Origin of the sequence: Roseomonas sp. CCTCC AB2023176, from assembly GCF_042259275.1 — a bacterium.
Classification (GTDB): Bacteria; Pseudomonadota; Alphaproteobacteria; order Acetobacterales; family Acetobacteraceae; genus Roseomonas.
Window position 1 is genome coordinate 3,080,004 of the sequence record NZ_CP170086.1, and the last position, 21,995, is coordinate 3,101,998.

General features: G+C 71.0%; 23 protein-coding genes and 1 pseudogene. 13 read left to right on the plus strand and 11 right to left on the minus strand.

Annotated features, from left to right (window positions below):
* Positions 1-77: 77 nt before the first annotated feature.
* On the minus strand, positions 78-1,127 hold the full coding sequence (locus tag ACE7GA_RS15320) for a hypothetical protein (RefSeq protein ID WP_376088000.1): 1,050 nt from the start codon (positions 1,125-1,127) through the stop codon (positions 78-80).
* A gap of 146 nt (positions 1,128-1,273) precedes the next feature.
* Between ACE7GA_RS15320 and ACE7GA_RS15325 the strand changes: the two genes are divergently transcribed.
* On the plus strand, positions 1,274-1,819 hold the full coding sequence (locus ACE7GA_RS15325) for an ABC transporter substrate-binding protein (protein ID WP_376088003.1): 546 nt from the start codon (positions 1,274-1,276) through the stop codon (positions 1,817-1,819).
* A gap of 5 nt (positions 1,820-1,824) precedes the next feature.
* Positions 1,825-2,658, plus strand: coding sequence for an ABC transporter substrate-binding protein (locus ACE7GA_RS15330; RefSeq protein WP_376088006.1), 834 nt, complete (start codon positions 1,825-1,827; stop codon positions 2,656-2,658).
* Positions 2,659-2,664: 6 nt separating this feature from the next.
* On the opposite strand, the gene ACE7GA_RS15335 is transcribed toward ACE7GA_RS15330, so the two are convergent.
* From ACE7GA_RS15335 to ACE7GA_RS15345, 3 genes are all read right to left on the minus strand, one after another.
* Positions 2,665-3,639 (minus strand): Bug family tripartite tricarboxylate transporter substrate binding protein, encoded by a 975-nt coding sequence (locus ACE7GA_RS15335; RefSeq protein ID WP_376088009.1) that lies wholly within the window; start codon positions 3,637-3,639, stop codon positions 2,665-2,667.
* Between the two features lie 67 nt (positions 3,640-3,706).
* Positions 3,707-4,885, minus strand: a complete 1,179-nt coding sequence (locus tag ACE7GA_RS15340; protein ID WP_376088012.1) for a MalY/PatB family protein — start codon at positions 4,883-4,885, stop codon at positions 3,707-3,709.
* A gap of 3 nt (positions 4,886-4,888) precedes the next feature.
* A complete protein-coding gene (locus tag ACE7GA_RS15345; protein WP_376088015.1) occupies positions 4,889-5,848 on the minus strand; it encodes a sulfurtransferase in 960 nt (319 codons plus the stop codon).
* Between the two features lie 161 nt (positions 5,849-6,009).
* On the opposite strand from ACE7GA_RS15345, the gene ACE7GA_RS15350 reads away from it, so the two are divergent.
* On the plus strand, positions 6,010-6,174 hold the full coding sequence (locus tag ACE7GA_RS15350) for a hypothetical protein (RefSeq protein ID WP_376088018.1): 165 nt from the start codon (positions 6,010-6,012) through the stop codon (positions 6,172-6,174).
* Positions 6,175-6,287: 113 nt separating this feature from the next.
* Here the strand turns inward: ACE7GA_RS15350 and ACE7GA_RS15355 are convergent, their stop codons facing one another.
* Positions 6,288-6,941 (minus strand): chloramphenicol acetyltransferase, encoded by a 654-nt coding sequence (locus ACE7GA_RS15355; protein WP_376088021.1) that lies wholly within the window; start codon positions 6,939-6,941, stop codon positions 6,288-6,290.
* A 180-nt stretch (positions 6,942-7,121) separates the two neighbouring features.
* Here ACE7GA_RS15355 and phnF point away from each other — a divergent pair, with 180 nt between their 5' ends.
* The 9 genes and pseudogenes from phnF to phnN all read left to right on the plus strand — a co-directional run bounded on the left by phnF (position 7,122) and on the right by phnN (position 14,121).
* Positions 7,122-7,859 (plus strand): phosphonate metabolism transcriptional regulator PhnF, encoded by a 738-nt coding sequence (gene phnF, locus ACE7GA_RS15360; protein WP_376088024.1) that lies wholly within the window; start codon positions 7,122-7,124, stop codon positions 7,857-7,859.
* A 1-nt stretch (position 7,860) separates the two neighbouring features.
* Positions 7,861-9,024: an alpha-D-ribose 1-methylphosphonate 5-triphosphate diphosphatase gene (locus tag ACE7GA_RS15365; RefSeq protein ID WP_376088027.1), complete on the plus strand. Its 1,164-nt coding sequence runs from the start codon at positions 7,861-7,863 to the stop codon at positions 9,022-9,024.
* A complete protein-coding gene (phnG, locus tag ACE7GA_RS15370) occupies positions 9,024-9,467 on the plus strand; it encodes a phosphonate C-P lyase system protein PhnG (RefSeq protein ID WP_376088030.1) in 444 nt (147 codons plus the stop codon). Before ACE7GA_RS15365 ends, phnG begins: the two co-directional genes overlap by 1 nt.
* Before the next feature lie 25 nt (positions 9,468-9,492).
* A pseudogene (gene phnH, locus ACE7GA_RS15375) lies at positions 9,493-10,038 on the plus strand (phosphonate C-P lyase system protein PhnH); the annotation flags it as partial.
* A gap of 4 nt (positions 10,039-10,042) precedes the next feature.
* Positions 10,043-11,203: a carbon-phosphorus lyase complex subunit PhnI gene (locus ACE7GA_RS15380; protein WP_376088033.1), complete on the plus strand. Its 1,161-nt coding sequence runs from the start codon at positions 10,043-10,045 to the stop codon at positions 11,201-11,203.
* Complete coding sequence (locus ACE7GA_RS15385; protein WP_376088036.1) at positions 11,200-12,075, plus strand: alpha-D-ribose 1-methylphosphonate 5-phosphate C-P-lyase PhnJ; 876 nt, start codon at positions 11,200-11,202, stop codon at positions 12,073-12,075. The genes ACE7GA_RS15380 and ACE7GA_RS15385 overlap by 4 nt, the downstream gene beginning before the upstream one ends.
* Positions 12,072-12,848: a phosphonate C-P lyase system protein PhnK gene (phnK, locus tag ACE7GA_RS15390; protein WP_376088039.1), complete on the plus strand. Its 777-nt coding sequence runs from the start codon at positions 12,072-12,074 to the stop codon at positions 12,846-12,848. The genes ACE7GA_RS15385 and phnK overlap by 4 nt, the downstream gene beginning before the upstream one ends.
* Before the next feature lie 8 nt (positions 12,849-12,856).
* Positions 12,857-13,564 (plus strand): phosphonate C-P lyase system protein PhnL, encoded by a 708-nt coding sequence (phnL, locus tag ACE7GA_RS15395; protein ID WP_376088042.1) that lies wholly within the window; start codon positions 12,857-12,859, stop codon positions 13,562-13,564.
* Positions 13,561-14,121: a phosphonate metabolism protein/1,5-bisphosphokinase (PRPP-forming) PhnN gene (gene phnN, locus ACE7GA_RS15400; RefSeq protein WP_376088045.1), complete on the plus strand. Its 561-nt coding sequence runs from the start codon at positions 13,561-13,563 to the stop codon at positions 14,119-14,121. Before phnL ends, phnN begins: the two co-directional genes overlap by 4 nt.
* Before the next feature lie 3 nt (positions 14,122-14,124).
* Here the strand turns inward: phnN and ACE7GA_RS15405 are convergent, their stop codons facing one another.
* From ACE7GA_RS15405 to ACE7GA_RS15430, 6 genes are read right to left on the minus strand one after another with little or no spacing between them, the layout of a single operon-like run.
* The gene (locus tag ACE7GA_RS15405) at positions 14,125-15,936 is read right to left on the minus strand and encodes a GMC family oxidoreductase (RefSeq protein WP_376088048.1); all 1,812 of its coding nucleotides are present in this window, start codon (positions 15,934-15,936) and stop codon (positions 14,125-14,127) included.
* Complete coding sequence (locus ACE7GA_RS15410; protein ID WP_376088051.1) at positions 15,843-16,871, minus strand: C-terminal binding protein; 1,029 nt, start codon at positions 16,869-16,871, stop codon at positions 15,843-15,845. The genes ACE7GA_RS15405 and ACE7GA_RS15410 overlap by 94 nt, the downstream gene beginning before the upstream one ends.
* A gap of 16 nt (positions 16,872-16,887) precedes the next feature.
* Entirely contained in the window at positions 16,888-17,802 is a 915-nt protein-coding gene (locus tag ACE7GA_RS15415) for a carbohydrate ABC transporter permease (protein WP_376088054.1), read from the minus strand.
* Complete coding sequence (locus tag ACE7GA_RS15420; protein WP_376088057.1) at positions 17,795-18,760, minus strand: carbohydrate ABC transporter permease; 966 nt, start codon at positions 18,758-18,760, stop codon at positions 17,795-17,797. Before ACE7GA_RS15420 ends, ACE7GA_RS15415 begins: the two co-directional genes overlap by 8 nt.
* A gap of 49 nt (positions 18,761-18,809) precedes the next feature.
* Positions 18,810-20,144 (minus strand): ABC transporter substrate-binding protein, encoded by a 1,335-nt coding sequence (locus tag ACE7GA_RS15425; protein WP_376088060.1) that lies wholly within the window; start codon positions 20,142-20,144, stop codon positions 18,810-18,812.
* Positions 20,145-20,175: 31 nt separating this feature from the next.
* Positions 20,176-21,225, minus strand: a complete 1,050-nt coding sequence (locus ACE7GA_RS15430; RefSeq protein WP_376088063.1) for an ABC transporter ATP-binding protein — start codon at positions 21,223-21,225, stop codon at positions 20,176-20,178.
* A 151-nt stretch (positions 21,226-21,376) separates the two neighbouring features.
* Between ACE7GA_RS15430 and ACE7GA_RS15435 the strand changes: the two genes are divergently transcribed.
* Positions 21,377-21,964 carry a carboxymuconolactone decarboxylase family protein gene (locus ACE7GA_RS15435; RefSeq protein WP_376088066.1) on the plus strand — a complete coding sequence of 196 codons (588 nt, stop codon included), beginning with the start codon at positions 21,377-21,379 and terminating at the stop codon, positions 21,962-21,964.
* Positions 21,965-21,995: the final 31 nt, after the last annotated feature.

Consider the following 21,995-nt stretch of genomic DNA (forward strand, 5'->3'; position numbering starts at 1 on the left):
GCGCAGGGCGTGGGCGGGCCGGAGGGTCGAGGGAACCAGGGCCGTGACGGGTCGGCACGGGGTATCGCGGAGGAGGGTCAGCCGCAGCGGCGTTGCCGCCTCGACCGCGAAGGGGAGGGAGGTGCGGCGGAGATGGTCCTGCGCCGTCCCGGCGAGGGCTTCGGGCGCCGGCGGCTCGGCCTCCGGTGCGCGGTGGGACAGGACGTAGGGCAGGCGGACCCCGTCCTCACCGGTCGCCTCATGATGGGCGAACCAGAGGGCGAGGCGGAGCTCGGCGGCGGAGCCGGCGGTCGCGGGGCCGTGGTGCAGCAGCACGTCCCGGCGCAGGAGCCAGAGCCCCCGGCGAGCGTGCCGCTGAGCATCAGCGCGCGGTTCGGACGGGGGCGGAAGACCGGCTCGCGGCGAAGCCCCGGGGCGTCCAGGGCATCCTCGTCGGCGAGGGCGATCGGGGGCCGGCCGGCCCGGGAGAGTTCCCGGACCGCGAGGGCGGCGGCCCAGGGCGGAAGGATCTCCCCCGGGGCGAGGAGACCGACGTAATCGGTCCCCAGCGCCTCGGCCGCGTCGCGCCACCGGTCGGGCAGCGCGACGGCCCAGGGGATCGCGGATTCCAGACCTTTGAGGGAGGCAAGGCTCCGGGTCGCGGCGGGCGAGCGATCGTCGCGCGAGAGCAGGAGCATGCCGAGGCTGGGCGCGCCGGGCGGCGCCGGCAGCAGGCCGCGCTGCCAGGTGTCGAACAGGGCGGCCCAGACGCGGTATTCGGCGACGGCATCGCCCTGCGTGACCGGCGTGATCAGGCCCTGGCGGAAGCGCCGGGCGAGGGCTGCGGGGGAGCGGGGCCAGGGCGGCAGGAACGCCCGTAGGCGCCGCGGCTCGTCCGCCAGGAGCCGGAAGCCGGCCAGCCATCGGGCGATGGGACGGATCTCCAGCTCGGCATCGCCGAACGCCTGGCCGACGCGCTCGACCCTCGCCTCGGCGGTGTCCGGCGGGACGAAGCCGACAGCCGTCAGGCCATCGGCGCGGGGCAGGAGCCGGATGCCGCCCGGAATCTCGTTGCCCGCGGCGTCAGCGAAGCCGACGGAAAAGCGCGCCCTGCCGTCCGTTCCGGGAATGGCGAAGCGGAGCGCCACCCACCGGCCCCGGAGGTCCGGCGGGACCACCCGGGAGGCAATCGTTCGGGGCGCGCGATCCATCGCGTCGGAGGGTCCGTTCCGTCAGGTAGCTGCCGGCTCATACGGCGGATTGCGGGGGGGCGGCCATCCCCCCACCATGCCGCGTGCCCACGCTCCGCATCGCGGCCGAGACGGTCCGCTTCCTGCCCGCGACGCGGGTGACGGATTCGACGGGCGTGCTGACGCTGAAGAACCTCGTCCTGGAGCCGCTGCTGCGCTGGGAAGCCGGCGGGCGGATGAGGCCCGGGCTTTTCGCGCGCTGGGCGCATGATGGGACCGGGCGGCGCTGGGTCTTCGACATCCGGGACGGCGCGACTTTCCATGACGGCGTTCCCTGCACGTCGGGCCACGTGCTGGACTTCGTCACGGGCATCCTGCGGTCGGTGGACATGTTCGGGATGCCCTGGTCCTACGCGCGCTACCTGCGGGATGCACGCATCGCGGCGGACGGGCCGGGGCGGGTCGTGGTGGAGAACCCGACCCCCTTCGCGGACGTGCTGGACGTGTTCACCGAGTTCTTCCCGTGCCGGGAGGATTCGGCGGGACGGCCCTGGTTGGGGACGGGGCCGTACCGGGTCGCCGAAGCGGAGAACGAGCGCGCGGCCGTGCTGCAGCGTGTTCGGGGGATGGGCCGGCCCGGATCGAGGTGACGGCGGTGCCAGGCGTCGCGGCGCGGTGGGATGCGCTGCGGGGCGGGGTGGCCGACGCGGCGATGCACCTGGAGCACCTGGAGGGCGGGCCGGACTTCGACGCGCGCTTCGAATGGGGGCGGGCGGCGCATGCGATGTCCGTGATGTACTACCTGAACGCCTCGCACGGCGTCTTCGCGTCGGCGGCCGCGCGGATGGCGGCGAACCTTGCCGTGGACAAGCGCGCCATCGTGGACGGGCTGTTCCACGGATTGGGGGAAGTGTCGTCCTCCGTCGTGTCGCCGTCGCACCTCGGGATGCGCGCGTCGGCGGCAGCGCCGATCCCATACGACCCGGATGCGGCGCGACGGCTGCTGGACGCGTTGGGTGGTGGCGGGCCCGTCGTGCTGCGGACGCCGCTGACGATGCCGGAGCGGGCGCCGGAGATCAGCGAGCGCGTGGCGGCGGACCTGCGCGCCGTCGGCTTCGACGTGACGATCGCGGTCCAGCCGGACCGGCCGGAATACGCGAGGGAGGTTGGGCGGAAGGAGATGGGCGACCTCGCCATCTTCGATTCCACGCCGCATTCGACCTTCCGCGTGCTGGACGACAAGGTCTCGTCCGCCAGCCGTGCGATCTGGTGGCAGGGCTTCGAGGACGGCGCGTTCGAGGCGCTGTTCACCGCGGCGCGGGCGGAGGTGGAGGACGACGCGCGGGAGGCGGCCTATGGCCGGTGCCTCGGGCGGCTGCGCGAGAACCCGCCCTGGCTGTATCTCTTCCACCCCGTCATCGTCTTCGCCGCGCGGCCAGGCGTCGCGCGGCTCTCGCTGGATCCGAAGGGTGTGCTGGGGGTCTGGTAGGCCCGCCTATTGCGGGTCGAAGGTCGAGAGGATCGGCGCCCAGGTCCGTTCGTGGAGGCGCATGATGTTCAGGTGTTCCTCCGCCGTCGTCGGGGCGACGGCGACGTCGAGGCGCTCAAAGCCTGCGCGGTTGGCGGGGTCGGCGAAGATGGCGTCGAAGGCCTGGCGGATGCGACCCGTGACGGGGGCGGGCAGGCCCTTGGGGCCGAAGAGGCCCATCCAGGACTGCACGACGTAGCCGTCGAGGCCGGCCTCGATGAGCGTCGGCAGTTCGGGGAGTTGCGGCAGGCGGGTGGGGCCGGTGGTCGCGAGGCCGCGCCAGAGGCCGGCGCGGATGCTTTCCGTGCTCGTCGCGGCCGAGTTGAACATGACCTGGATGCGGCCGGCGGTCAGGTCCGTGCGCGCCGGCGCGTCGCCGCGGTAGGGAACGTGGACCATGTCGGTGCCGGTCATGCGCATGAACAGGAGCGTCGCGAGGTGGATGGAGCCGCCGGTGCCGGCGGAGCCGTAGTTCAGCTTGCCGGGGTTCGCCTTCAGGTGGGCGACGAGTTCGGCGACGTTGGTGGCGGGGATCGACGGGTGCACGGCCAGGACGTTGTCGGTCGTGAACATGATGCCCAGCGGGTCGAAGTCGCGCTCCCACTGGAAGGGCGTGTCCTTCACCAGGTAGCGGGTGTTGATGAGGTTCGGGCCGGTGGCGAGCAGCGTGTAGCCATCGGCGGGGGATCGCATCACGGCCTCGGCGCCGAGGTTGCCACCGGCGCCCGGGCGGTTCTCGGTGACGACGCGGGCTTCCAGCTTCTGGCCCAGGGCTTCGGCGAAGGCGCGGGCCTGGGCATCCGTGGCGCCGCCGGCGGGGAAGGGAACGACGACGCGGATGGGGCGGCTGGGGTAGCTGCCCTGGGCGATGGCGGGCGCGCTGAGCGCGCCCGCACCGAAGGAAGCGGGAAGGGCGGCGAGGAGGGTGCGGCGGCTGGTCATCCGCGCATCGTTCCGCGTGCCGAGACGGCGCGCAAGCCGCGCGACGCTCTCTCCCGAGTTGCGCCGTTCAGCGCTGCCGCAGCGCATCCTCCATTCGGTCCAGCGCGGCGTCGAGGGTCGCGCGGGGGCAGCCGAAGTTCAGGCGGACGTGGCCCGTGCCCTCCGCCGCGCCGAAGTCAGGCCCCGGGTTGAAGGCGACCCGGGCGCGTTCGAGGAAGAAGCGCTGGGGGTCGCCGAGGTCGAGGTCGCGGCAGTCGAGCCACGCGAGGAAGGTGCCCTCGGGCTTGCGGACGCGGATGCCGGGGAAGCGCGCGGCCATCTGCTGCATCAGGTGGTCGCGGTTGGCGGTGAGATACCGCAGCAGCGCGGCGCGCCAGGGGGCGCAGTCGGCGAAGGCGCTGCGGGTCGCTTCCAGGCCGAAGGGGTTGAGGCTGTCCACGAGGCCTGTGCGCTGCGCGTCGAAGCGGCGCCGGACGTCAGGATCGGTGATGATCGCGAAGGAGGCCTTGAGGCCCGCGAGGTTGTAGGTCTTGCCCGCCGACATCAGCGTGACGGTGCGCGCCGCGACTTCCGGCGACAGCGTGGCTATCGGGACGTGCCTATGCCCGTCGTAGAGCAGGTCGCAGTGGATCTCGTCGGAGATGATCCAGGCCCCGGCGTCGAGTGCGGCGCGGGCGATCTCTTCCAGTTCGTCGCGGGAATAGACGTGCCCGAGCGGATTGTGGGGATGGCAGAGCATGACGGCGCGGGAACGCGCGAGGCCCGCCCGGAAGGCCTCCATGTCCGTCCGGATGGCGCCCTGCGCGTCGGCGCGTAGCGGGACCTCGACACGCTCCATGCCCCAGTAGCCGGGTGCCGCGAGCATCGGGGGGTAGAGCGGCGTCTGCACCAGCACGCCGTCGCCGGGCTGGCAGAGCGCGCGCAGGGCCATGTTGAAGCCGGCAACGACGCCGGGGATGAAGACGATGTCCTCCGGCGCGATGGACCAGCCGTGATCCCGGGCCATGGCGCCGACGATCGCCTCCCGCACCGCGGCGTCGGGGACGGCGTAGCCGAAGATCGGATGCTCCATCCGATTGCGCAGGGCGGCGAGCACGGGCGGCGGGGCGGCGAAGTCGGTGTCGGCGACCCACAGGGGCAGGACCTCGTTGCCGTAGCGGGTCCATTTTGAACAGGCGGTGCCCCGGCGCTCGATGACCGTCTCGAAGTCGAAGGAGTGGTCGTCGGGGGCGTGGATGTCGGGCATTCGTCAGGCGTAACGCGGGAGCGGCGGAGGGGGAACCCCGGCGGCACGAGGACCCGCCGCGGCCGCCGGCAGCTGGCGGCTCCCACCCGCGTTCGAGGGGGTGGTACCGGTCAGCCGTGCGGCTTGCCGCCGATGACGGCGGGGCGCGCGGGGTCGGCGGCCCAGGCGGACCAGGACCCTACGAACATCGGCGCCTCGATGCCAAGGGTCGCGAGGGCGGCGGCGGTATGCGCGGCGGAAACGCCGGCACCGCAGGTCGTCGCGACGTGCCCGGGGCGGACGCCGGGAGTCGAAGAGAAGCCGAAGGGTGGCGGGGTCTGCGAAGGGCCCGGCCTCGGTCAGCGCGTCGTGGGCGGGGGAGGAGATCGTGCCGGGGATGTGGCCGCGGCGGAGTTCACCCGGCGCGGTCCGTCCACCGATGTAGTTCACCTTCACCCTGGTATCGAGCAGCAGGCGGTCGCGGGCCCAGGCAGCGGCGCCGTCCGCGTCCAGGGTCGGCATGTGGCCGGGGGAGAGGCAGACGTCGCCCGTCTCGGGCTCCCGGCGCGAGTCGGCCGTGGGCAGGCGCGCGGCACGCCAGGCGCGGAAGCCCCCATCCAGCAGCCGGACCTCGGTCATCCCGGCCCAGCGCAGCGTCCACCAGCCTCGGGCGGCCTGGAGGAGGCGGTCGTCGTCGTAGAGCACGACCCGGGTGTCCTCCCGTAGGCCCCAGGATCGGGCCTTGGCCTGGAGGTCGCCGATTTCGGGAAGGGGGCGGCTGCCGCGCGTCCCGCCGGGGCGGCCCGCGAAGTCGGTCGGCATGTCCACGGGCACCGCGCCGGGGATGAAGGGCGGGCCGGGGGGCATGCCGTACTCGGCGTTGCCCACCGCAAGGACGACCAGCCGTGGGTCGTCGCGCTCGGCCGCGAGGTCCTGGGCGGTGATGAGAACCTGGGCGCGGAGGCGCGCCTCGTCAGTCGTCATGCTGTGGGTATCCGTCGGCCGGCTCGGCGGGCCGAAGCATCACCCGCCCGAGCGCTGGCGCAAGCGGGGGCGCGGCCGGTTCGGACCGTCGCCCGGCGAACCGGCTGGTGACGGATGGTGGAAGACCCGTCATGTTCGGCCGGAGCGAACCAGAGGACCGCATGCGGAAGCCAAACTACAACCATGAACGCCTGCAGCGCGAGCGCGAGAAGGAAGCGAAGGCCCAGGCGAAGCTCCGCAAGAAGCAGGAGCAGAAGGCCGCCGAGGCCGAGGGGCGCCCGCCCGCGACCGAGGATGGGCAGCCCACCGAGGAGGAGCCCCGGTAGGCAGGGGTCGGCCGCGGGACCTCCCGCGGCGCGGGCGGGTGTGCGGGTCGTCGCCGGCCCGTGCACCGGCTATTCAACCGGCCGCGGGCAGCTCATCGACGACCGCGGATAGGTCAGGCCGGGTCGTATTTCTGGCAGAAGGCCTCGGCGGAGAGGTGGCGGAAGTCTGCCAGGGCTTCGCCGAGGCGGTCATGCGTCCAGTCCCACCAGGCGATTCGGTGGAGGGCGGCGATGATCTCCGGCGCGAAGCGGTACCGCAGGATCCGGCCGGGGACGCCGACGACGATCGCGAAGTCCGGCACGTCCTTCGAGACGACGGCGCCCGCGCCGATGGCGGCGCCCGTGCCGATGGTCACGCCCGGCAGCACGACGGCTCCGTGGCCGATCCAGACGTCGTGGCCCAGCGTGACCTTGTGGTCCCGCCGCCAGTCGAAGAAGCCCGAATCGTCGTCGCCCAGGCCGTAGGCGGAGGAGCGGTAGGTGAAGTGGTTCAGGGCCACCCGTTCCATCGGGTGGTTGCCCGGGTTGATGCGAACCTGGGCGGCGATGGAGCAGAACTTCCCGATCTCCGAGTAGATGATGTCGGAGTGGCCGGCGACGTAGGAGTAGTCGCCGAAGACCGTCTCCGCGACCTTCGAGCCCTCGCCGACCTCGCAGTAGCGGCCGAAGCGGCTGTCGCGGACCTTCGCGCCGGGGTGGAGGAAGACCTCCTCCCCCAGGCGCTTCGAGGCGGTGGCGGGGTCGGCGTAGCGGGCGGCCTGCTGCACGGGTGGGTCTCCGATCTACGGGCGGCCAGGGTAAATCCATTCGGACGAATTTCCAGGTCAGTCGGATGACGGTTCGGTTGCGTGCCCGTGACAGGGCTGCTGTCCCGGACTTGTCATCCGGATTTCATCGCGCAATCATCCGGATGAATGTATGAGCCGTCGGCCACCGCGATGAAGCCCATGTCCCCCTGGCGAGAGGTCGAGACCACCCTGACCGCGGAAATCCGCGACGGCCGCCTGCCCCCCGGGACGCGGCTGCCGACGGAGCCCGCGCTGATGGATCGCTTCGGTGTGGGCCGCCACTCCGTCCGCCGGGCCGTGGAGGCGCTGGAGCAGCAGGGCTTGGTCCGCGTCCGGCAGGGCAGCGGGACCTATGTGCGGGAGGCGCCGGTGCTGGACTACCGCCTCTCCGAACGCACGCGCTTTTCCCAGAATCTCATGGACCAGGGGCGCGAGCCCGCAGGGCTGACGCTGCTGGAGGAGGAGATCGCGGCGCCGCCGGAGGTCGCGGAGGCGCTGCGCTTGCCGCCCGGGGAGCTAGTCTATCACGTGCGGCGGCTGGGACTGGCGGATGACGTGCCGATCAACGTCTCGACGTCGTGCTACCCCGTGCGGCGCTTCCCCGGGATGATCGAGGCGCGGCGGGCGCGCCGCAGCATCACCGCCGTGCTCGGCGAGTACGGCGTCACGGACTACCTCCGGCTGAAGAGCGTGGTGATCGCGCGCCTGCCGACGGTGGAGGAGGCGCGGCACCTCGACATTCCCGCGACGCAGCCCGTGCTGGTCACGCGGAAGGTGGACGCGGACATGGCGGGCGTGCCGATCGCCTGGTCCGAATCCGCCTGGGCGGGGGAGCGGGTGCAGCTCTCCGTCGACAATACGCGACTCTTCGAGGGGACGAACCGTGTGGCTCGGTGACGTGAGGCTGGTCCTGCGGGACCGGGTGGTGCCGCGCGGCGCCGTGCGGATCGAAGGCGGGGTGATCGCGGAGGTCGTTGAGGGCGCGGCGCGCGGGCCTTCCGTGTCGGGCGAGGGGCTGACCCTCATGCCCGGGATCGTGGACCTGCACGGCGACATGATCGAGAAGGAGGTGGAGCCGCGGCCGGACTGCGACTTCCCGCTGGACGTCGCGGTGCTGAACCTCGACGCGCGACTCGCGGCCTCCGGCGTCACGACGGCCTATGCCGGCGTGTCGTTCGCGGAGGGCAAGCGCGGGCCACGGTCGGAGGAACGGGCGCGGGCGACCGTCGAGGCGGCGGCGCGTGCCAAGCCGCAGGCCCGCGTGGACCTCCGGGTGCATGCGCGGTTCGAGATCACCAATCCCCGCGCGGAGCCGATCCTGCGTGACCTGCTGGAACGCGGGATGGTGGACATGGTGTCGCTGACCGACCACACGCCGGGGCAGGGGCAGTACCGCGACCTGGAGCAATACGTCCACTACGCGTCGCGGACGAGCGGGACGACGCCGGAGGAGGCCGCGGAGCGCGCGCGCCGGCGGATGGCGGCGCCGCCGGCCTGGGAGATCGCGTCGCACGTCACGGCGATGGCGCGGGCGCAGAACCTGCCGATCGCGTCGCATGACGACGATACGCCGGCGAAGGTCGCGCTGATGCGTTCGCTCGGCGCGACGATTTCCGAGTTCCCGGTGACGCTCGAGGCGGCGCGGGCGGCGCGCGAGGCCGGGATGATCACGTTGATGGGCGCGCCGAACGCGCTGCGCGGGCGGTCCATGACGGGGAACATCACCGCGCTGTCCGTGCTGGAAGCCGGGCTGCTGGACGCGCTGGCGGCCGACTACCACCAGGGCGCGATGCTGCCAGCGGTGGTGGCCTGGGTGCGGCAGGGGCGGATCGCGCTGCATGAGGCGGTCGCGCTGCTGACGGCGAATCCCGCGCAGGCCGCGGCGCTAGACGACCGCGGCGTGATCGCGGCGGGGCGTCGGGCCGACCTGATGCTGGTGAACCTGTCGGAGGCGGCGGATGCGCCCCCGCCCCGCGTGCGCGCGGTGTGGCGGGAAGGGCGGCTGATCCATTCGGATGGCTGGGCGGCACCGGCCGTTGCGGCCCTGGCGGAGGCGGCGTGATGGACGCGAAGACGGAGGCGCGGCGGCGATGGATGGGCGTGCTGGCGCGGGCGTCGGCCGCCGAGATCGCGGCGCGGCTGGATGCGGCGCCGGCCTTGCCCGCGCATGTCCGGCTGCGCGGGCCGGAGACGGGCCTGGTGATGGCCCGCGGGCGCGCCGGCGGCGATGGCGCGCCGTTCAACCTCGGCGAGATGACGGTGACGCGCTGCGCCGTGCGCTGCGGCGATGTGGTGGGCCATGCGTACCGCGCGGGGCGCGACGCGCGGGCGGCGGAGCTTTCGGCGGCGCTCGACGCGGCCTTGCAGGACCCGGGGCGGCGGGACGCGCTGCTGGATGCGGTGATCGAGCCGCTGGCGCGCGCGCAATCGGCCGAGCGGGAGGCGATCGCGCGCAAGGCGGCGGCGACGCGGGTGCAGTTCTTCACGATGGCGAACATGCGATGAGCACGCTGCTGCCGGCTTCGCCGATCCCGTGCTGGACGCCCAGGCCAGCTTCCGCGCGCTGCTGGAAGCGATGGCGCGGCCCGGGCGGGTGCAAGGTCTGACCCGCCCGCCGACGCCACCTGCCCCGCTTTGCCCGGCGGCGGGCGCGGTGCTGCTGTCGCTGGCCGATGCGGAGACGCCGGTCTGGATGGATGCAGGGGAGGCGGTGGCGGATTGGCTGCGCTTCCACGCGGGGTCGCCGGTCGTGGCGGAACCTGCCGCGGCGGCCTTCGCGCTCGCGCTGGGCGCGCCGCCCGCGCTGTCCTCGATGCGGGGCGGCACGGACGAGGATCCGCATACCTCCGCCACGTTGATCCTGCAGGTCATGTCGTTGGACGAAGGCACGGGCTGGCGCCTGTCGGGGCCGGGGATCGAGACGGAGCACCGGCTGCGCGTCGCCGGCGCACCGGAGGGCTTCGCACGTGGCTGGGCGGCGAACCACGCGATGTTCCCGCGCGGAGTCGACGTGATCCTCTGCGCGGGTGATCGCATCGCCGGCCTTCCGCGTTCCACCCGCATCGAGGAGGGCTGAGGCCATGTACGTCGCGGTGAAGGGCGGGGAACGCGCCATCTCCAACGCCCATGCCTGGCTGGCGGAGGAGCGGCGCGGCGACGCCGCGGTGCCGGAGATCGGGACGGACCAGATCCGGGAGCAGCTGACCTTCGCGGTGGACCGCGTGATGGCGGAAGGGTCCTGCTACGACCCCGACCTTGCGGCGCTGGCGGTCAAGCAGGCGCGGGGCGACTTGATCGAGGCGATTTTCCTCCTGCGCGCCTACCGCACCACGCTGCCGCGCTTCGGTGCGTCGCGACCGGTCGAGACCGACGGGATGGCGCTGCGGCGCCGTATCTCCGCGACCTACAAGGACCTGCCGGGCGGTCAGGTGCTGGGGCCGACCTTCGACTATACGCATCGGCTGCTGGACTTCGCGCTGGCGGCCGAGGGTCATGCGGTGCCGCCGTCACTGGAAAGCGACGTGCCCGGCGATGCGGCCTGCCCGCGCGTGACCGGGCTGCTGGCGGAGGAAGGGCTGATGGCGCCGGAGCAGCCGTCGGAGGCGGAGCCGGGCGACCTGACGCGGCAGCCCCTCTCCTTCCCGGCATCGCGCGCGGTACGATTGCAGAACCTGGCGCGGGGAGACGAGGGCTTCCTTCTCGGCCTCGGCTATTCGACGCAACGCGGCTACGGCAACGGGCATCCCTTCGTCGGGGAGGTCCGGCAGGGCCGCGTGACCGTCGAGTTCGAGCCGGCGGAGCTCGGCTTTCCCGTGGATATCGGGGAGATCGAGGTCACCGAGTGCCAGATGGTCAACCAGTTCAAGGGCAGCCGTTCCGAGCCGCCGCAGTTCACGCGGGGCTACGGCCTCGTCTTCGGCCGCACGGAGCGGCGCGCGATGGCCATGGCGCTGGTGGACCGCGCGCTGCGGGCCGAGGAGTTCGGCGAGGAAGTGACCGCACCGGCGCAAGACCAGGAGTTCGTCCTGTACCATTCCGACAACGTGGAGGGGACGGGGTTCCTCGAGCACCTGAAGCTGCCGCACTACGTGGACTTCCAGAGCGAGTTGGAAGCGGTAAGGCAGATGCGGCGGATGGCCGAGGCGAACCGGGCGGCGACGGCGACCGAGGAGGCGGCTCCGCCGGAGGACTCCCTCGGCGACATCTTCCGGGAAGCGCCCCTGCCGGAGGCAGCGGAATGACCGTGAGCGGCTACAACTTCGCCTACCTGGACGAGGGGACGAAGCGGATGATCCGCCGCTCCCTGCTGAAGGCGCTGGCGGTCCCGGGATTCCAGGTGCCCTTCGGGTCCCGCGAGATGCCGCTGCCCTACGGCTGGGGCACGGGCGGCATCCAGGTGACGGCGAGCGTGCTCGGCCCCGACGACACGCTGAAAGTCATCGACCAGGGCGCGGACGACACGACGAATGCGGTCTCCATCCGCCGCTTCTTCTCGCGCGTCGCGCCGGGCGTGCGGACGACGGAGCGGACGGAGGAGGCCACGGTCATCCAGACCCGCCACCGCATCCCCGAGATCCCGCTGCGGGAAGGCCAGGTCTTCGTCTACCAGGTCCCGCAGCCCGAGCCCCTGTTCCGGCTGGAGCCGCGGCGTGCGGAGACGCGGCGCATCCACGCGCTCGCGGATTACGGGCTGATGCAGGTGAAGCTGTACGAGGACATCACGAAGCATGGGCGCGTCGGGTCGTCCTACGACCACCCCGTCATGGTGAACGGGCGCTACCTGATGGCGCCATCGCCTATCCCGTCCTTCGACAATCCGAAGATGCATCGTTCGCCGGCCATCCAGTTGTTCGGCGCGGGGCGGGAGCGGCGGCTCTACGCCGTGCCGCCCTACACTGAGGTACGGAGCCTGGACTTCGAGGACCACCCTTTCGTGCCGATGCGCGCGAACGGGACTTGCGCGCTCTGCGGGTCGCGCACGTCCTACCTGGACGAACTGATCACCGATGACCGGGGCGGGCGGATGTTCGTCTGTTCCGACACCGATTACTGCGGGGAACGCCAAGGCGGTACTGCTGAGCAGGGCGGTGCCGTGAAGGAGGCCGCGGAATGAGCGGTGAACCCATCCTCTCCGCCCGCGACCTGTCCATCGCCTTCGGGACGGTGCGGGCGCTGGACGGCGTGTCCCTCGACATCTGGCCGGGCGAGGTGCTGGCGATCGTGGGCGAGTCCGGCTCCGGCAAGTCCACGCTGTTGCGGGTGCTGGCGGGCGAGATGCGGCCTGACGCAGGGACGGTGCTGTACCGCGACCCGACCGGCGCGCTGCTGGACGTGAACGCCATGGGCGAGCCGGCGCGGCGACGCCTGTCGCGGACCGATTGGGGCTTCGTGCACCAGGACCCGCGGGACGGGCTGCGGATGGCGGTCTCCGCCGGCGGAAACGTGGGTGAGCGGCTGATGGCCGTCGGCAGCCGCCACTACGGCAACATCCGCGCCGAGGCGGCACGTTGGCTGGAACGGGTGGAAATCCCCCGCGACCGGCTGGACGATCCGCCGCGCCAGTTCTCCGGCGGCATGCGGCAGCGGTTGCAGATCGCGCGTGTGCTGGTGACGAAGCCGCGTCTCGTCTTCATGGACGAGCCGACGGGTGGCCTGGATGTCTCGGTGCAGGCGCGGCTGCTGGACCTGATCCGGGCGCTGGTGTCGGAACTCGGCCTCGCCGTGATGCTGGTGACGCATGACATCGCAGCGGCGCGGCTGCTGGCCCACCGCATCCTCGTCATGCGTCATGGCAAGGTCGTCGAGGAGGGGCTGACCGACCGGGTGCTGGACGACCCGCGCCATCCCTACACGCAGCTCCTGGTCTCCTCGGTACTCGCGGCATGATCGCCGCCATGACCCGGGATTGGGCACTGAAGGCCGAGGGGATCGGCAAGGGCTTCACGCTGCATCTTCGCGGCGGCGTGGCCATCCACGTGCTGCGGGACGCCGCGCTGACCGTGATGCCCGGCGAATGCGTGGCACTGTCCGGGCCGTCAGGCGCCGGCAAATCGACGCTCATGCGGCTGCTGCACGGGAACTACGGGGCGGACAGCGGCTCCATCCTGATGCGCCGTCCCGACGGGACGATCGCGGACCTCGCGACGGCCGCGCCGCGGGAGGTCATCGCGCTGAGGCGCGACACGGTGGCCTATGTCAGCCAGTTCCTGCGGGTGATCCCCCGGGTGCCGGCGCTCGACGTGGCGGCGGAGCCGGCACTGGCGCGCGGGATGCCGCGGGATGAAGCGCGGGCGCGGGCCGCAGCGCTGCTGCGGCGCCTGAACCTGCCGGAGCGGCTGCACGTCCTGCCGCCGGCCACCTTCTCGGGTGGCGAGCAGCAGCGGGTGAACCTGGCGCGGGGCTTCGTCGTTGACACTCCGGTCCTGTTGCTGGACGAACCCACGGCGAGCCTGGACGCCGCGAACCGGGAGGTGGTCATCGCCTTGATCTCCGAAGCGAAGTCCCGCGGCGCGGCGATCGTCGGCATCTTCCACGACGTGGAAGTGCGCGACCGCGTGGCCGACCGGGTGATGGAGGTCTTGCCGTTGCGGGAAGCCGCATGAGCGGCGCCCTCGTCGCCGTCGTCGGGCCTTCGGGCGCCGGCAAGGACACGCTGATGGAGGCCGCGCGGGAGCGGCTTGTCGACGATCCGTCCTTCGTCTTCCTGCGCCGCGTCATCACGCGGCCGGAGGGCGCGGGCGGCGAGGACCACCAGGCCATGACGCGCGGCGCCTTCCTGAAGGCGCGGGACGCGGGCTTCTTCGCGCTGTCCTGGGATGCGCATGGCCTGCTCTACGGCATCCCGCGCGACCCGCTGGAGACGGCACTGGACGACCGGCAGGTCGCCGTCGCCAACCTGTCGCGCCACGCCCTCGGCGAGGCGGCGAAGCGCTATCCGCTGGTAGTGCTGAGCGTGACCGCGCCGCTTGCCGTCCGGGCACGGCGGCTCGCCGCGCGGGGACGCGAGACGCACGACCAGGTCGTTGCGCGCCTGTCGCGCGAGGCCGGTCTTCCGCTGGACCTCGATGTGCGGGAGGTGCTGAACACCGGCAGCATCGAGGAGGGCGCCGAGGCCATGGTCGCCGTTCTCCGCGGGTTGACGGAGAAGGCGCGCGCCTGATCGTCAGCGGTCGTGCAGGATGGCGTCGCTGATCTTCTCCGCCGTCATGATCGTCGGGATGTTCGTGTTGGCGCAGGGCACGTAGGGGAAGACGGAGGCGTCGCAGACCCGGAGCCCGGGGACGCCGCGGACGCGGCCAGAGGGATCGGTCACCGCCATCGGATCGTCGTCGCCGCCCATCTTGCAGGTGCAGGACACGTGCCACTGGCCCGTGCAGGTGTTGCGGACATGCGTTTCCAGCGCTTCGTCATCCGCCATCAGCACGGCGACGGGCGAGGCCTCGGTGATCAGGCCGTGGATGGCGGCGCGGCGCAGGCTGCCCGGGCCATCGAGGATGCGGCCGAGGATGGCGGTGGAGACGGCGTTCTTCAGGTTCTTCACCGCGACCTTCCGAACCGCTTCGTTGTAGACCATCGGGAAGGCATCCACGGCGACGGCGCGCAGCGCGGGTTGCGCGTGCCAGGCCGCGAGGGAGCGGAACATCGTCATGGCCCGTTGCGCATCGCGCGGGTCCGACAGCATCTCCAGTTCCGCGACGGGGTGGTCCATCGGGTTCGGTGAGCGTAGGCGCACGCGGCCGCCGGTGTAGGACCGGTTGAGCCAAGCCTGCATGCCCGCCAGACGCTCGCCGACCGGGTGCCAGGACGTCCGGGCGATGGAGATGGCGAAGAGGTCGCCGGCAGGCACGCCCTCCAGCGCCGACGACCAGCGTACGCCGACATGGATGTTGCGGCCGAGCGGGCCGATCTGCCGGTGCGGCCGGCGCAGGTAGGCGGCGAAGCCGACAGTCGGGTGGTCCTGCAGGTTGCGGCCCACGCCCGGGAGGATCATGCGCGGCTCAATTCCGTTCTCCCGCAGGATTTCGGCGGGGCCGATGCCCTGGGTCATCAGGAACGCCGGCGAGCGGAGCGCGCCCATGGAGAGGACGATGTCGCCGCGCGTGCGCAGCGTGCGGGCCTCGCCGGTCGCGGCGCGGACGCGAACGCCGTTCGCGCGGCCGTCGCCGTCGAACTCCAGTCCCAGAACGTCGTGGCCGGTGAGGACGGTCAGGTTGGGCCGCGCGCGGACCTCGGCGGTGAGATAGGCCATGGCGGCGGAGACGCGGTGATCGGCGGCGGCATTGGCCGTGGTAATCGCGAACCAGCCGTCGCGGAAGTCACCGTTCTGGTCGGGAAGTTCCGGCAGGCCGGCTTCCGATAGGGCGGCGGCGAAGGCTTTACTGTGCCCGGCCCAACGCTCCTTCGGGATGCGGCGGATGGGGATCGGGCCGAAGCCGCCATGCAGATCCGTCTCGCCGAAGTCGAGGTCGGTTTCCAGCTTGCGGAAGAAGGGCAGGACGTCGGACCAGGACCAGCCCGCCGCGCCCTCGCGCGCCCAGCCGTCGTAGTCGGTCGGCAGCCCGCGGTTGGCCAACTGGCCGTTGATGGAGGAACCGCCGCCGAGCACGCGCGCCTGTTCCAGCGCCCGCAGGGGCGCCGCGGCTTCCGGGCGGTTGTGCGGGACGGGCCGGAGCTGGACCTTCAGCCCCTTCCAGATATACGCGGGGTTGTACACTGCCGGGCCGTGATAGGAGGAGCGGATATCAGCCGGCTCCTTCCCTGGCGGCGTGTCCTGCCCCGCTTCGACCAGCGCGACCCGGCGTCCCGTGGCGGAGAGACGGGACGCCAGAACGCAGCCGGCGGAGCCGCCGCCGCAGATGACGTGGTCGAAGGTGTCGTCGCTCAGGAGTTCGGCCCCCGCATGATGGAGATGGGCTGCCAGCGCTCCAGGTCCGACTTGTAGAGCGAGGCCGGGTTCACCGCCGACATGGGCCAACGGCCCCGCAGCACGAGCGCGATCTCCTGCCCCACGCGGCGCTTGCGCGCCGGATCGAAGCGCGACGACGCCGAGGCGACGTGGGCCGTGAGGATCACGTTATCCATGTGCAGGAGCGGGTTGTCCGGCGCGGGTGGTTCCTGCGCCAGCACGTCCAGCGCGGCGCCGGCGATGCGGCGACCCTGGAGGGCGGCGATCAGCGCGCCTTCGTCCACCGTCTGGCCGCGGCCCGTGTTCACGAAGATCGCCGTGTCCTTCATCTTCGCGAAGTGCTGCGCGCCGAACATGCCGCCGGTTTCCGGCGTGCCGGGTGCGTGCATGCAGACGAAGTCGGATTGGGACAGGACGTCGTCCAGCGGCGCGAGCTCGACGCCGTAGGGCAGGGCGGTGAACTCCTCGATATAGGGGTCGTAGGCCATCATGCGGAAGCCGAAGGGCTTCGCGCGCTCCGCCACGGCGCGGGGGATGCGGCCGAAGGAGATGAAGCCCAGCGTCAGGCCGCGCAGGCGGGGGAACTGGTACAGATGCGGGCGGCCTTCCTTCCACCGGCCGTCGCGCACCAGCCGCTCCTGGGTGGGTAGGCGCCTCCAGCCCGCCAGCAGAAGCGTCATCGTGTGATCCGCCACCTCCTCGATGAAGGTGTCGGGGATGTTGGTGACGGGGATGCCCCTCTCCGTTGCGGCGACTACGTCCACCTGGTCCACGCCGACGGAGCCCAGTGCGATGACGCGGCACTTCGTCGCGGCTTCGATGATCCGGCGGGAGATGCGGAGGCCCTTGCCGTAGATCGCGTCCGCGCGTGACGCAGCCTCGGCGAAGGCGTGCTCGTTCGCCGGCACCTCCACGAACTCCGCGTCCAGGCCCGTCAGCGCCTCGCGCTCCAGCAGATAGCCGTCCCCGAGGAATGGCGTGGTCAGGATCGTGAAGGCAGCCATGGCGTCCCTTTCGGCATCACTCCTTCACCGCGCCGGTGAGGGAGGAGACGTAGTAGTCCACGAAGAAGGAGTAGAAGAGCGCGACGGGCAGGGAACCGAGCAGCGACCCGGCCATCAGCGCGCCCCACTGGTACACGTCGCCCGTGACCAGTTCGGTCAGGATAGCGACGGGGACGGTCTTCTTGTCGCCGCTCTGGATGAAGGCGAGGGCGTAGATGAACTCGTTCCAGGAGAGGGTGAAGGAGAAGATGCCCGCCGAGATCAGCCCGGGCACGGCGAGCGGCAGGGTGATCTGCCGCAGGATCTGAAGTCTCGTCGCGCCGTCGATCAGCGCGCATTCCTCAAGTTCGTACGGGATCGACTTGAAGTAGCCGATCAGCAGCCACGTGCAGAAGGGCACGAGGAAGGTAGGGTAGACGAGGATCAGCGCCATCGGGCTATCGAAGAGACCGAGCTGCACGACCATCGTCGCGAGGGGGATGAAAAGGATGGAAGGCGGGACGAGGTAGGCCAGGTAGATCGCCAGGCCGACGTACTGGCTGCCGCGGAACCGAAGGCGCTGGATCGCGTAGGCCGCGAGCGTCGAGGCGAAGAGCGACAGGACGGTCGCCCCGACCGCCACCAGCATCGTCGTCCAGAGCCAGCGGGGGTAACGCGTGTTGAACAGCAAGTGCCGGATATGGTCCAGCGTTGGCGAGTTGATCCAGAACGGGTTGTTGTCCCGCATGTTGTAGAGTTCGGAGTTCGGTTTGAACGACGTGATCGTCATCCAGTAGAACGGGAAGAGCAGGATCAGGACGAAGCAGGCGAGCGGCAGGTAGATCGTCACCATGCGCCGCGCGCGACTGTCCCACTGCATCGTTTCCGGCGCGACGGTCGCGCTGTTCCGGGTCTCCGGCGCATCGGCGGGAAGGGTGGCTGCGTTAGTCATTGGCCTCTCCCTGCTGCCACTTCCGCCGTGCCAGCGCGAAGTAGGAGAAGAGCGTTGCGAAGACGAGGAAGGGAATCATCGAGACGGCGATCGCCGCACCTTCGCCCAGCTCCCCGCCCGGAATGCCCTTCTGGAAGGCCAGGGTCGCGAGGAGGTGGGTCGAGTTCACCGGCCCGCCCCGCGTGATGGCATAGACCAGCTGGAAGTCGGTGAAGGTGAAGATGATCGAAAAGGTCATGACGATCGCCAGGATCGGCAGCAGCATCGGGAAGGTGATGAAGCGGAAGCGCTGCCACGCCGTGGACCCGTCGATCAGCGCAGCCTCGTAGAGGGATGGCGAGATGGTCTGCAGCCCGGCCAGGAGGGAGATCGCGACGAAGGGAATACCGCGCCAGACATTGGCGAAGATCAGGCTCCACCGCGCGGGCCAGGGAGACCCGATGAAGTTGATGTTGCTGTCGATCACCCCGAGCCGCATCAATCCCCAGGAGACGATCGAGAACTGCGGGTCGTAGATCCACCAGAAGGCGATGGCCGACAGCACCGTCGGCACGATCCAGGGCAGCAGGATGATCGCGCGGAGGATACTCTTGAACGGCAAGTGGTTGTTCAGCAGCAGCGCGAGCCAAAGCCCCAGGCCGAACTTCAGGATGGTCGCGACGGTCGTGTAGAAGACGGAATAGAAGACCGCGTTCCAGAAGATCGGGTCCTCCAGGAGGTACTCGAAATTCTCCAGCCCGACCCAGTGCCCGGCGCGGCCGATCGTCGTGTCCGTGAAGGCCAGGTAGATGCCGAGGCCGAGCGGGTAGGTGAGGAACGTCAGCAGCAGGCCGACCGCCGGCAGCAGGCAGACGAAGACGAGGAACGCCTTGTTATCGAACAGGCGCACGAGCCAGCCGGGATCGGCGCGGCGCGCGACCCACCGTTCTGCCCTGGGCGTCAATGCGGCTTCGGACATGGCGTTCCTCCTCGGGAAAGGGCGCCCCGTCGCCGGGGCTCCCGTCCCGTCACGTACGGCGGCGGAAGATGCGCTCGGAGCGCCGCGCGGCCTCCCGTGCCGCGGCCTCGGGCGTCGCCTGGCCCGAGGCGACGGAGGCGCACATCTGCACCATGATGTACTCGTTCGTCGCGGTGGCGGAGGCCTCGCTGATCGGGCCCTTGTACCCGTTCCAGAAGGTACTGCGCATCGTGTCCTTGAAGACCGCGATCTTCGGGTCGGAGTTCCAGACCGGCGAGGCCGAGTAGTTCTCGAGCGGCTGCGACCAGTAACCGAGATTGGCCTGGAGCCACGGGTCGTACTGCTCGGACTCCAGCAGGAAGGCCAGCAGCGCCTTCGCCGCGTTCGGGAAGCGGGAGTGTCGGAACACCATGGCATTCAGCGTCAGCCCGGCATTCGGCGCCGAATCCGCGCGCCCCTTCGGCATGAGCGAGTGGAAGGTGTCGTCGGCGACCGCGCGCGTGGCCGGATCGTTCTTCATCGAGAAGTAGAGCGACACGCCGTTCTGCGTCAGCGCGATCTGACCGGCCGAATAGGCGCGGTTGTTCGAGACGTCGTTCCACGCCGTCGTGCCGTCGATGAAGGTCGGGTAGAGCTCCTTCAGGTAGTTCAGCGCCTCGACCGTCTGCGGGGTGTTGATGCCGACGCTGCCGTCCTCGTTCACCAGGGCGCCGCCATGCGACCAGACGATGAAGTTGGCGAAGGCGTTGCCGTCACCGACCGCATTGCCCAACGCGAAGCCCGACGGCTTGTTCGCGGCCTTGAGCTTCTTGCAGAGGTCCAGAAATCCAGGCAGGTCTTCCGGCGGCGCCTGGAAGCCCACCTCGGACAGGACGGACTTGCGCCACACCATCGGCCCGCCGGAGGAGCCGAAGGGCAGGCCGATCCAGTTGTTCGTGTTGTGCCGCTTGCCGTACTTCTGCGCCAGCGCGAGCCAGCCACCGTAGCGCTGGCCGATGTATTCCGCGACGTCCGTCACTTCGACCAGCTTGTCGGCGTAGACGTGCGGCGCCTCGTTGAAGCCGACGATCAGATCGGGGCCGGCGCCGGTGTTCGCGGTGACGGCCGTCTGTTGGGAGATGTCCTCCCACCCCACGAAGTCCACACTGACCTGGACGCCGGTCGCCTGGGTGAAGCGGGCGCAGTTGGCGCGCCAAGTGTCCTCGTCCGGCTGGACGAAGCGGACGGGGCGCAGCATGCGCAGCGTCGCGCCGCTCTCGATCGGCAGGCGCGGCGCAGGGGCATCGGTCCGTGCGATCTGCGCGCCGGCCTCGCCGACCGCCGTCGCGGCCATGGCGGCCGCGCTCGCCGCCAGCAGGCTGCGGCGGGTGATGATGTTCGCCATTCCCGTTCTTTCCTCCTCGTTGCCGCCGGCGTCAGATACGCCGGCCCGTTTCCGCGTCGAACAGGTGCACCAGCGCGGGGTTCGGCCGGATCGCGAGCGACTCGCCCGGCCGTGCCGTGACGCGTTCGCGGAAGGCGCCGGTCAGCGAGGCCTCGCCCATTCGCAGCGTCACCTGCGTTTCCGACCCCGTCGGCTCGACGAGCGCGACCTGACCCGCGATGCCGGTTGTATCGAGCGATAGGTGCTCCGGACGGATGCCGTAGATGACCGGCTGTCCCGGCGTGACCCCGGCATTCGGTGGCAGGGGCCACGCATCCGAGCCGATCCGCACGCCGCCATCGCCGACCGTCCCGCGCAGCATGTTCATGGCGGGCGATCCGATGAAGCCCGCAACGAACAGGTTCGCCGGGCGGTCGTAGAGTTCCAGCGGCGCGCCGGTTTGCTCGATGCGGCCGCCGTTCATCACCACGATCTTGTCGGCCATCGTCAGCGCCTCGATCTGGTCGTGCGTGACGTAGACCGTCGTGACCTTCAGGCGCTGGTGCAGGTCCTTGATCTCCGCCCGCATCTGGACGCGCAGCTTGGCGTCGAGATTCGACAGCGGTTCGTCGAAGAGGAACACCTGGGGGTTCCGGACGATCGCGCGGCCCATGGCTACGCGCTGCCGCTGGCCGCCCGACAGCTGCCGGGGATATCGGTCCAGCAGCGCCTCGAGCCCGAGGATGCGGGCGGCGCGGCTGATCTCGGCCTGGGTCACGTCGGCCGGGGCCTTCGCCAGCTTCAGGGAGAAGCCCATGTTCTCCCGCACCGTCATGTGCGGATAGAGCGCGTAATTCTGGAACACCATGGCGATGTCCCGGTCCTTCGGCGGCAGCGCGTTCACCACCCGCCCACCGATCGAGATCTCCCCGCCCGATATGTTCTCCAGCCCCGCAATCATCCGCAGCAGGGTGGACTTGCCGCAGCCGGACGGGCCGACGAGGACGCAGAACTCCCCGTCCGCGATGTCCACGGAGACGCCGTGCAGGATCTGCGTCGTACCGAAGGCTTTCCGGACGTTCCGGATCTCGACCGAGGCCATTCGTCCCTAGTCCTTCGCTGTCAGCGATGGCGCGGGACGCGCGGCGGCACGCACGGATTCCATCCGCTTCCCCCAGTGCTTTCGGGAAGCCTAGGCAGGGCCCGGGGCCGGTGGCAATCCTCGGCCAGGGGGAAGAGGAACGCCGGCCGCGATGCAGACGAAGGTTAAGTCCCGCCTTGTGGACATCCCGGAAGAGGACCGCACGCCGGAGCAGCGCGCCGCCCTGGCGGAAGCCGCGTCCGGATTGCGCGGCCGGGTGCCCGCGCCGATGCGGGCCTGGATCGCCAGTCCCGAACTCGCCCGCCGCGCCCAGGCCCTCGGGGAGTTCCTTCGCTACCAGACGGCGCTCGGACCGCGGCTGTCCGAACTGGCCATCCTCGTTACTGCGCGCCTCTGGACGAGTCAGTACGAGTGGTTCGTCCACGCCCGCGCGGCGCGGGAGGCCGGGTTGGAGGAAGAGACCATCGAGTCCATCCGCCACGGCCGCCGGCCCGTCTTCCCGGACGCGACGACGCGGGTCGTGCACGATGCCGCCCTCGCCATCCACCGGGAGCGCGGGCTGGCGGACGAGGCCTACGCCGAGGCGCGCGACATCCTCGGTGAACGCGGCCTCGCGGAGCTCGTCGGCCTTCTGGGCTACTACACTCTCGTCTCCATGACCCTGAACGTCTACCGGATCGGCGTGCCCGACGGCGTCGAGAACCCGCTGCCCACCCTGATGGAGGAAGGCGCGCCGTGACCGACCTGACCCGACGCGGCGCCCTGGCGCT

What these genes read in the sequence shown, in the direction of transcription:
- ACE7GA_RS15335 (WP_376088009.1), bottom strand. Translation starts at nt 3,639, where the DNA reads ATGACCAGCCGCCGCACCCTCCTCGCCGCCCTTCCCGCTTCCTTCGGT.
- ACE7GA_RS15340 (WP_376088012.1), bottom strand. Translation starts at nt 4,885, where the DNA reads ATGCCCGACATCCACGCCCCCGACGACCACTCCTTCGACTTCGAGACG.
- ACE7GA_RS15345 (WP_376088015.1), bottom strand. Translation starts at nt 5,848, where the DNA reads ATGACGACTGACGAGGCGCGCCTCCGCGCCCAGGTTCTCATCACCGCC.
- ACE7GA_RS15350 (WP_376088018.1), top strand. Translation starts at nt 6,010, where the DNA reads ATGCGGAAGCCAAACTACAACCATGAACGCCTGCAGCGCGAGCGCGAG.
- phnF (WP_376088024.1), top strand. Translation starts at nt 7,122, where the DNA reads ATGTCCCCCTGGCGAGAGGTCGAGACCACCCTGACCGCGGAAATCCGC.
- phnG (WP_376088030.1), top strand. Translation starts at nt 9,024, where the DNA reads ATGGACGCGAAGACGGAGGCGCGGCGGCGATGGATGGGCGTGCTGGCG.
- ACE7GA_RS15380 (WP_376088033.1), top strand. Translation starts at nt 10,043, where the DNA reads ATGTACGTCGCGGTGAAGGGCGGGGAACGCGCCATCTCCAACGCCCAT.
- ACE7GA_RS15385 (WP_376088036.1), top strand. Translation starts at nt 11,200, where the DNA reads ATGACCGTGAGCGGCTACAACTTCGCCTACCTGGACGAGGGGACGAAG.
- phnK (WP_376088039.1), top strand. Translation starts at nt 12,072, where the DNA reads ATGAGCGGTGAACCCATCCTCTCCGCCCGCGACCTGTCCATCGCCTTC.
- phnL (WP_376088042.1), top strand. Translation starts at nt 12,857, where the DNA reads ATGACCCGGGATTGGGCACTGAAGGCCGAGGGGATCGGCAAGGGCTTC.
- phnN (WP_376088045.1), top strand. Translation starts at nt 13,561, where the DNA reads ATGAGCGGCGCCCTCGTCGCCGTCGTCGGGCCTTCGGGCGCCGGCAAG.
- ACE7GA_RS15410 (WP_376088051.1), bottom strand. Translation starts at nt 16,871, where the DNA reads ATGGCTGCCTTCACGATCCTGACCACGCCATTCCTCGGGGACGGCTAT.
- ACE7GA_RS15415 (WP_376088054.1), bottom strand. Translation starts at nt 17,802, where the DNA reads ATGACTAACGCAGCCACCCTTCCCGCCGATGCGCCGGAGACCCGGAAC.
- ACE7GA_RS15420 (WP_376088057.1), bottom strand. Translation starts at nt 18,760, where the DNA reads ATGTCCGAAGCCGCATTGACGCCCAGGGCAGAACGGTGGGTCGCGCGC.
- ACE7GA_RS15425 (WP_376088060.1), bottom strand. Translation starts at nt 20,144, where the DNA reads ATGGCGAACATCATCACCCGCCGCAGCCTGCTGGCGGCGAGCGCGGCC.
- ACE7GA_RS15430 (WP_376088063.1), bottom strand. Translation starts at nt 21,225, where the DNA reads ATGGCCTCGGTCGAGATCCGGAACGTCCGGAAAGCCTTCGGTACGACG.
- ACE7GA_RS15435 (WP_376088066.1), top strand. Translation starts at nt 21,377, where the DNA reads ATGCAGACGAAGGTTAAGTCCCGCCTTGTGGACATCCCGGAAGAGGAC.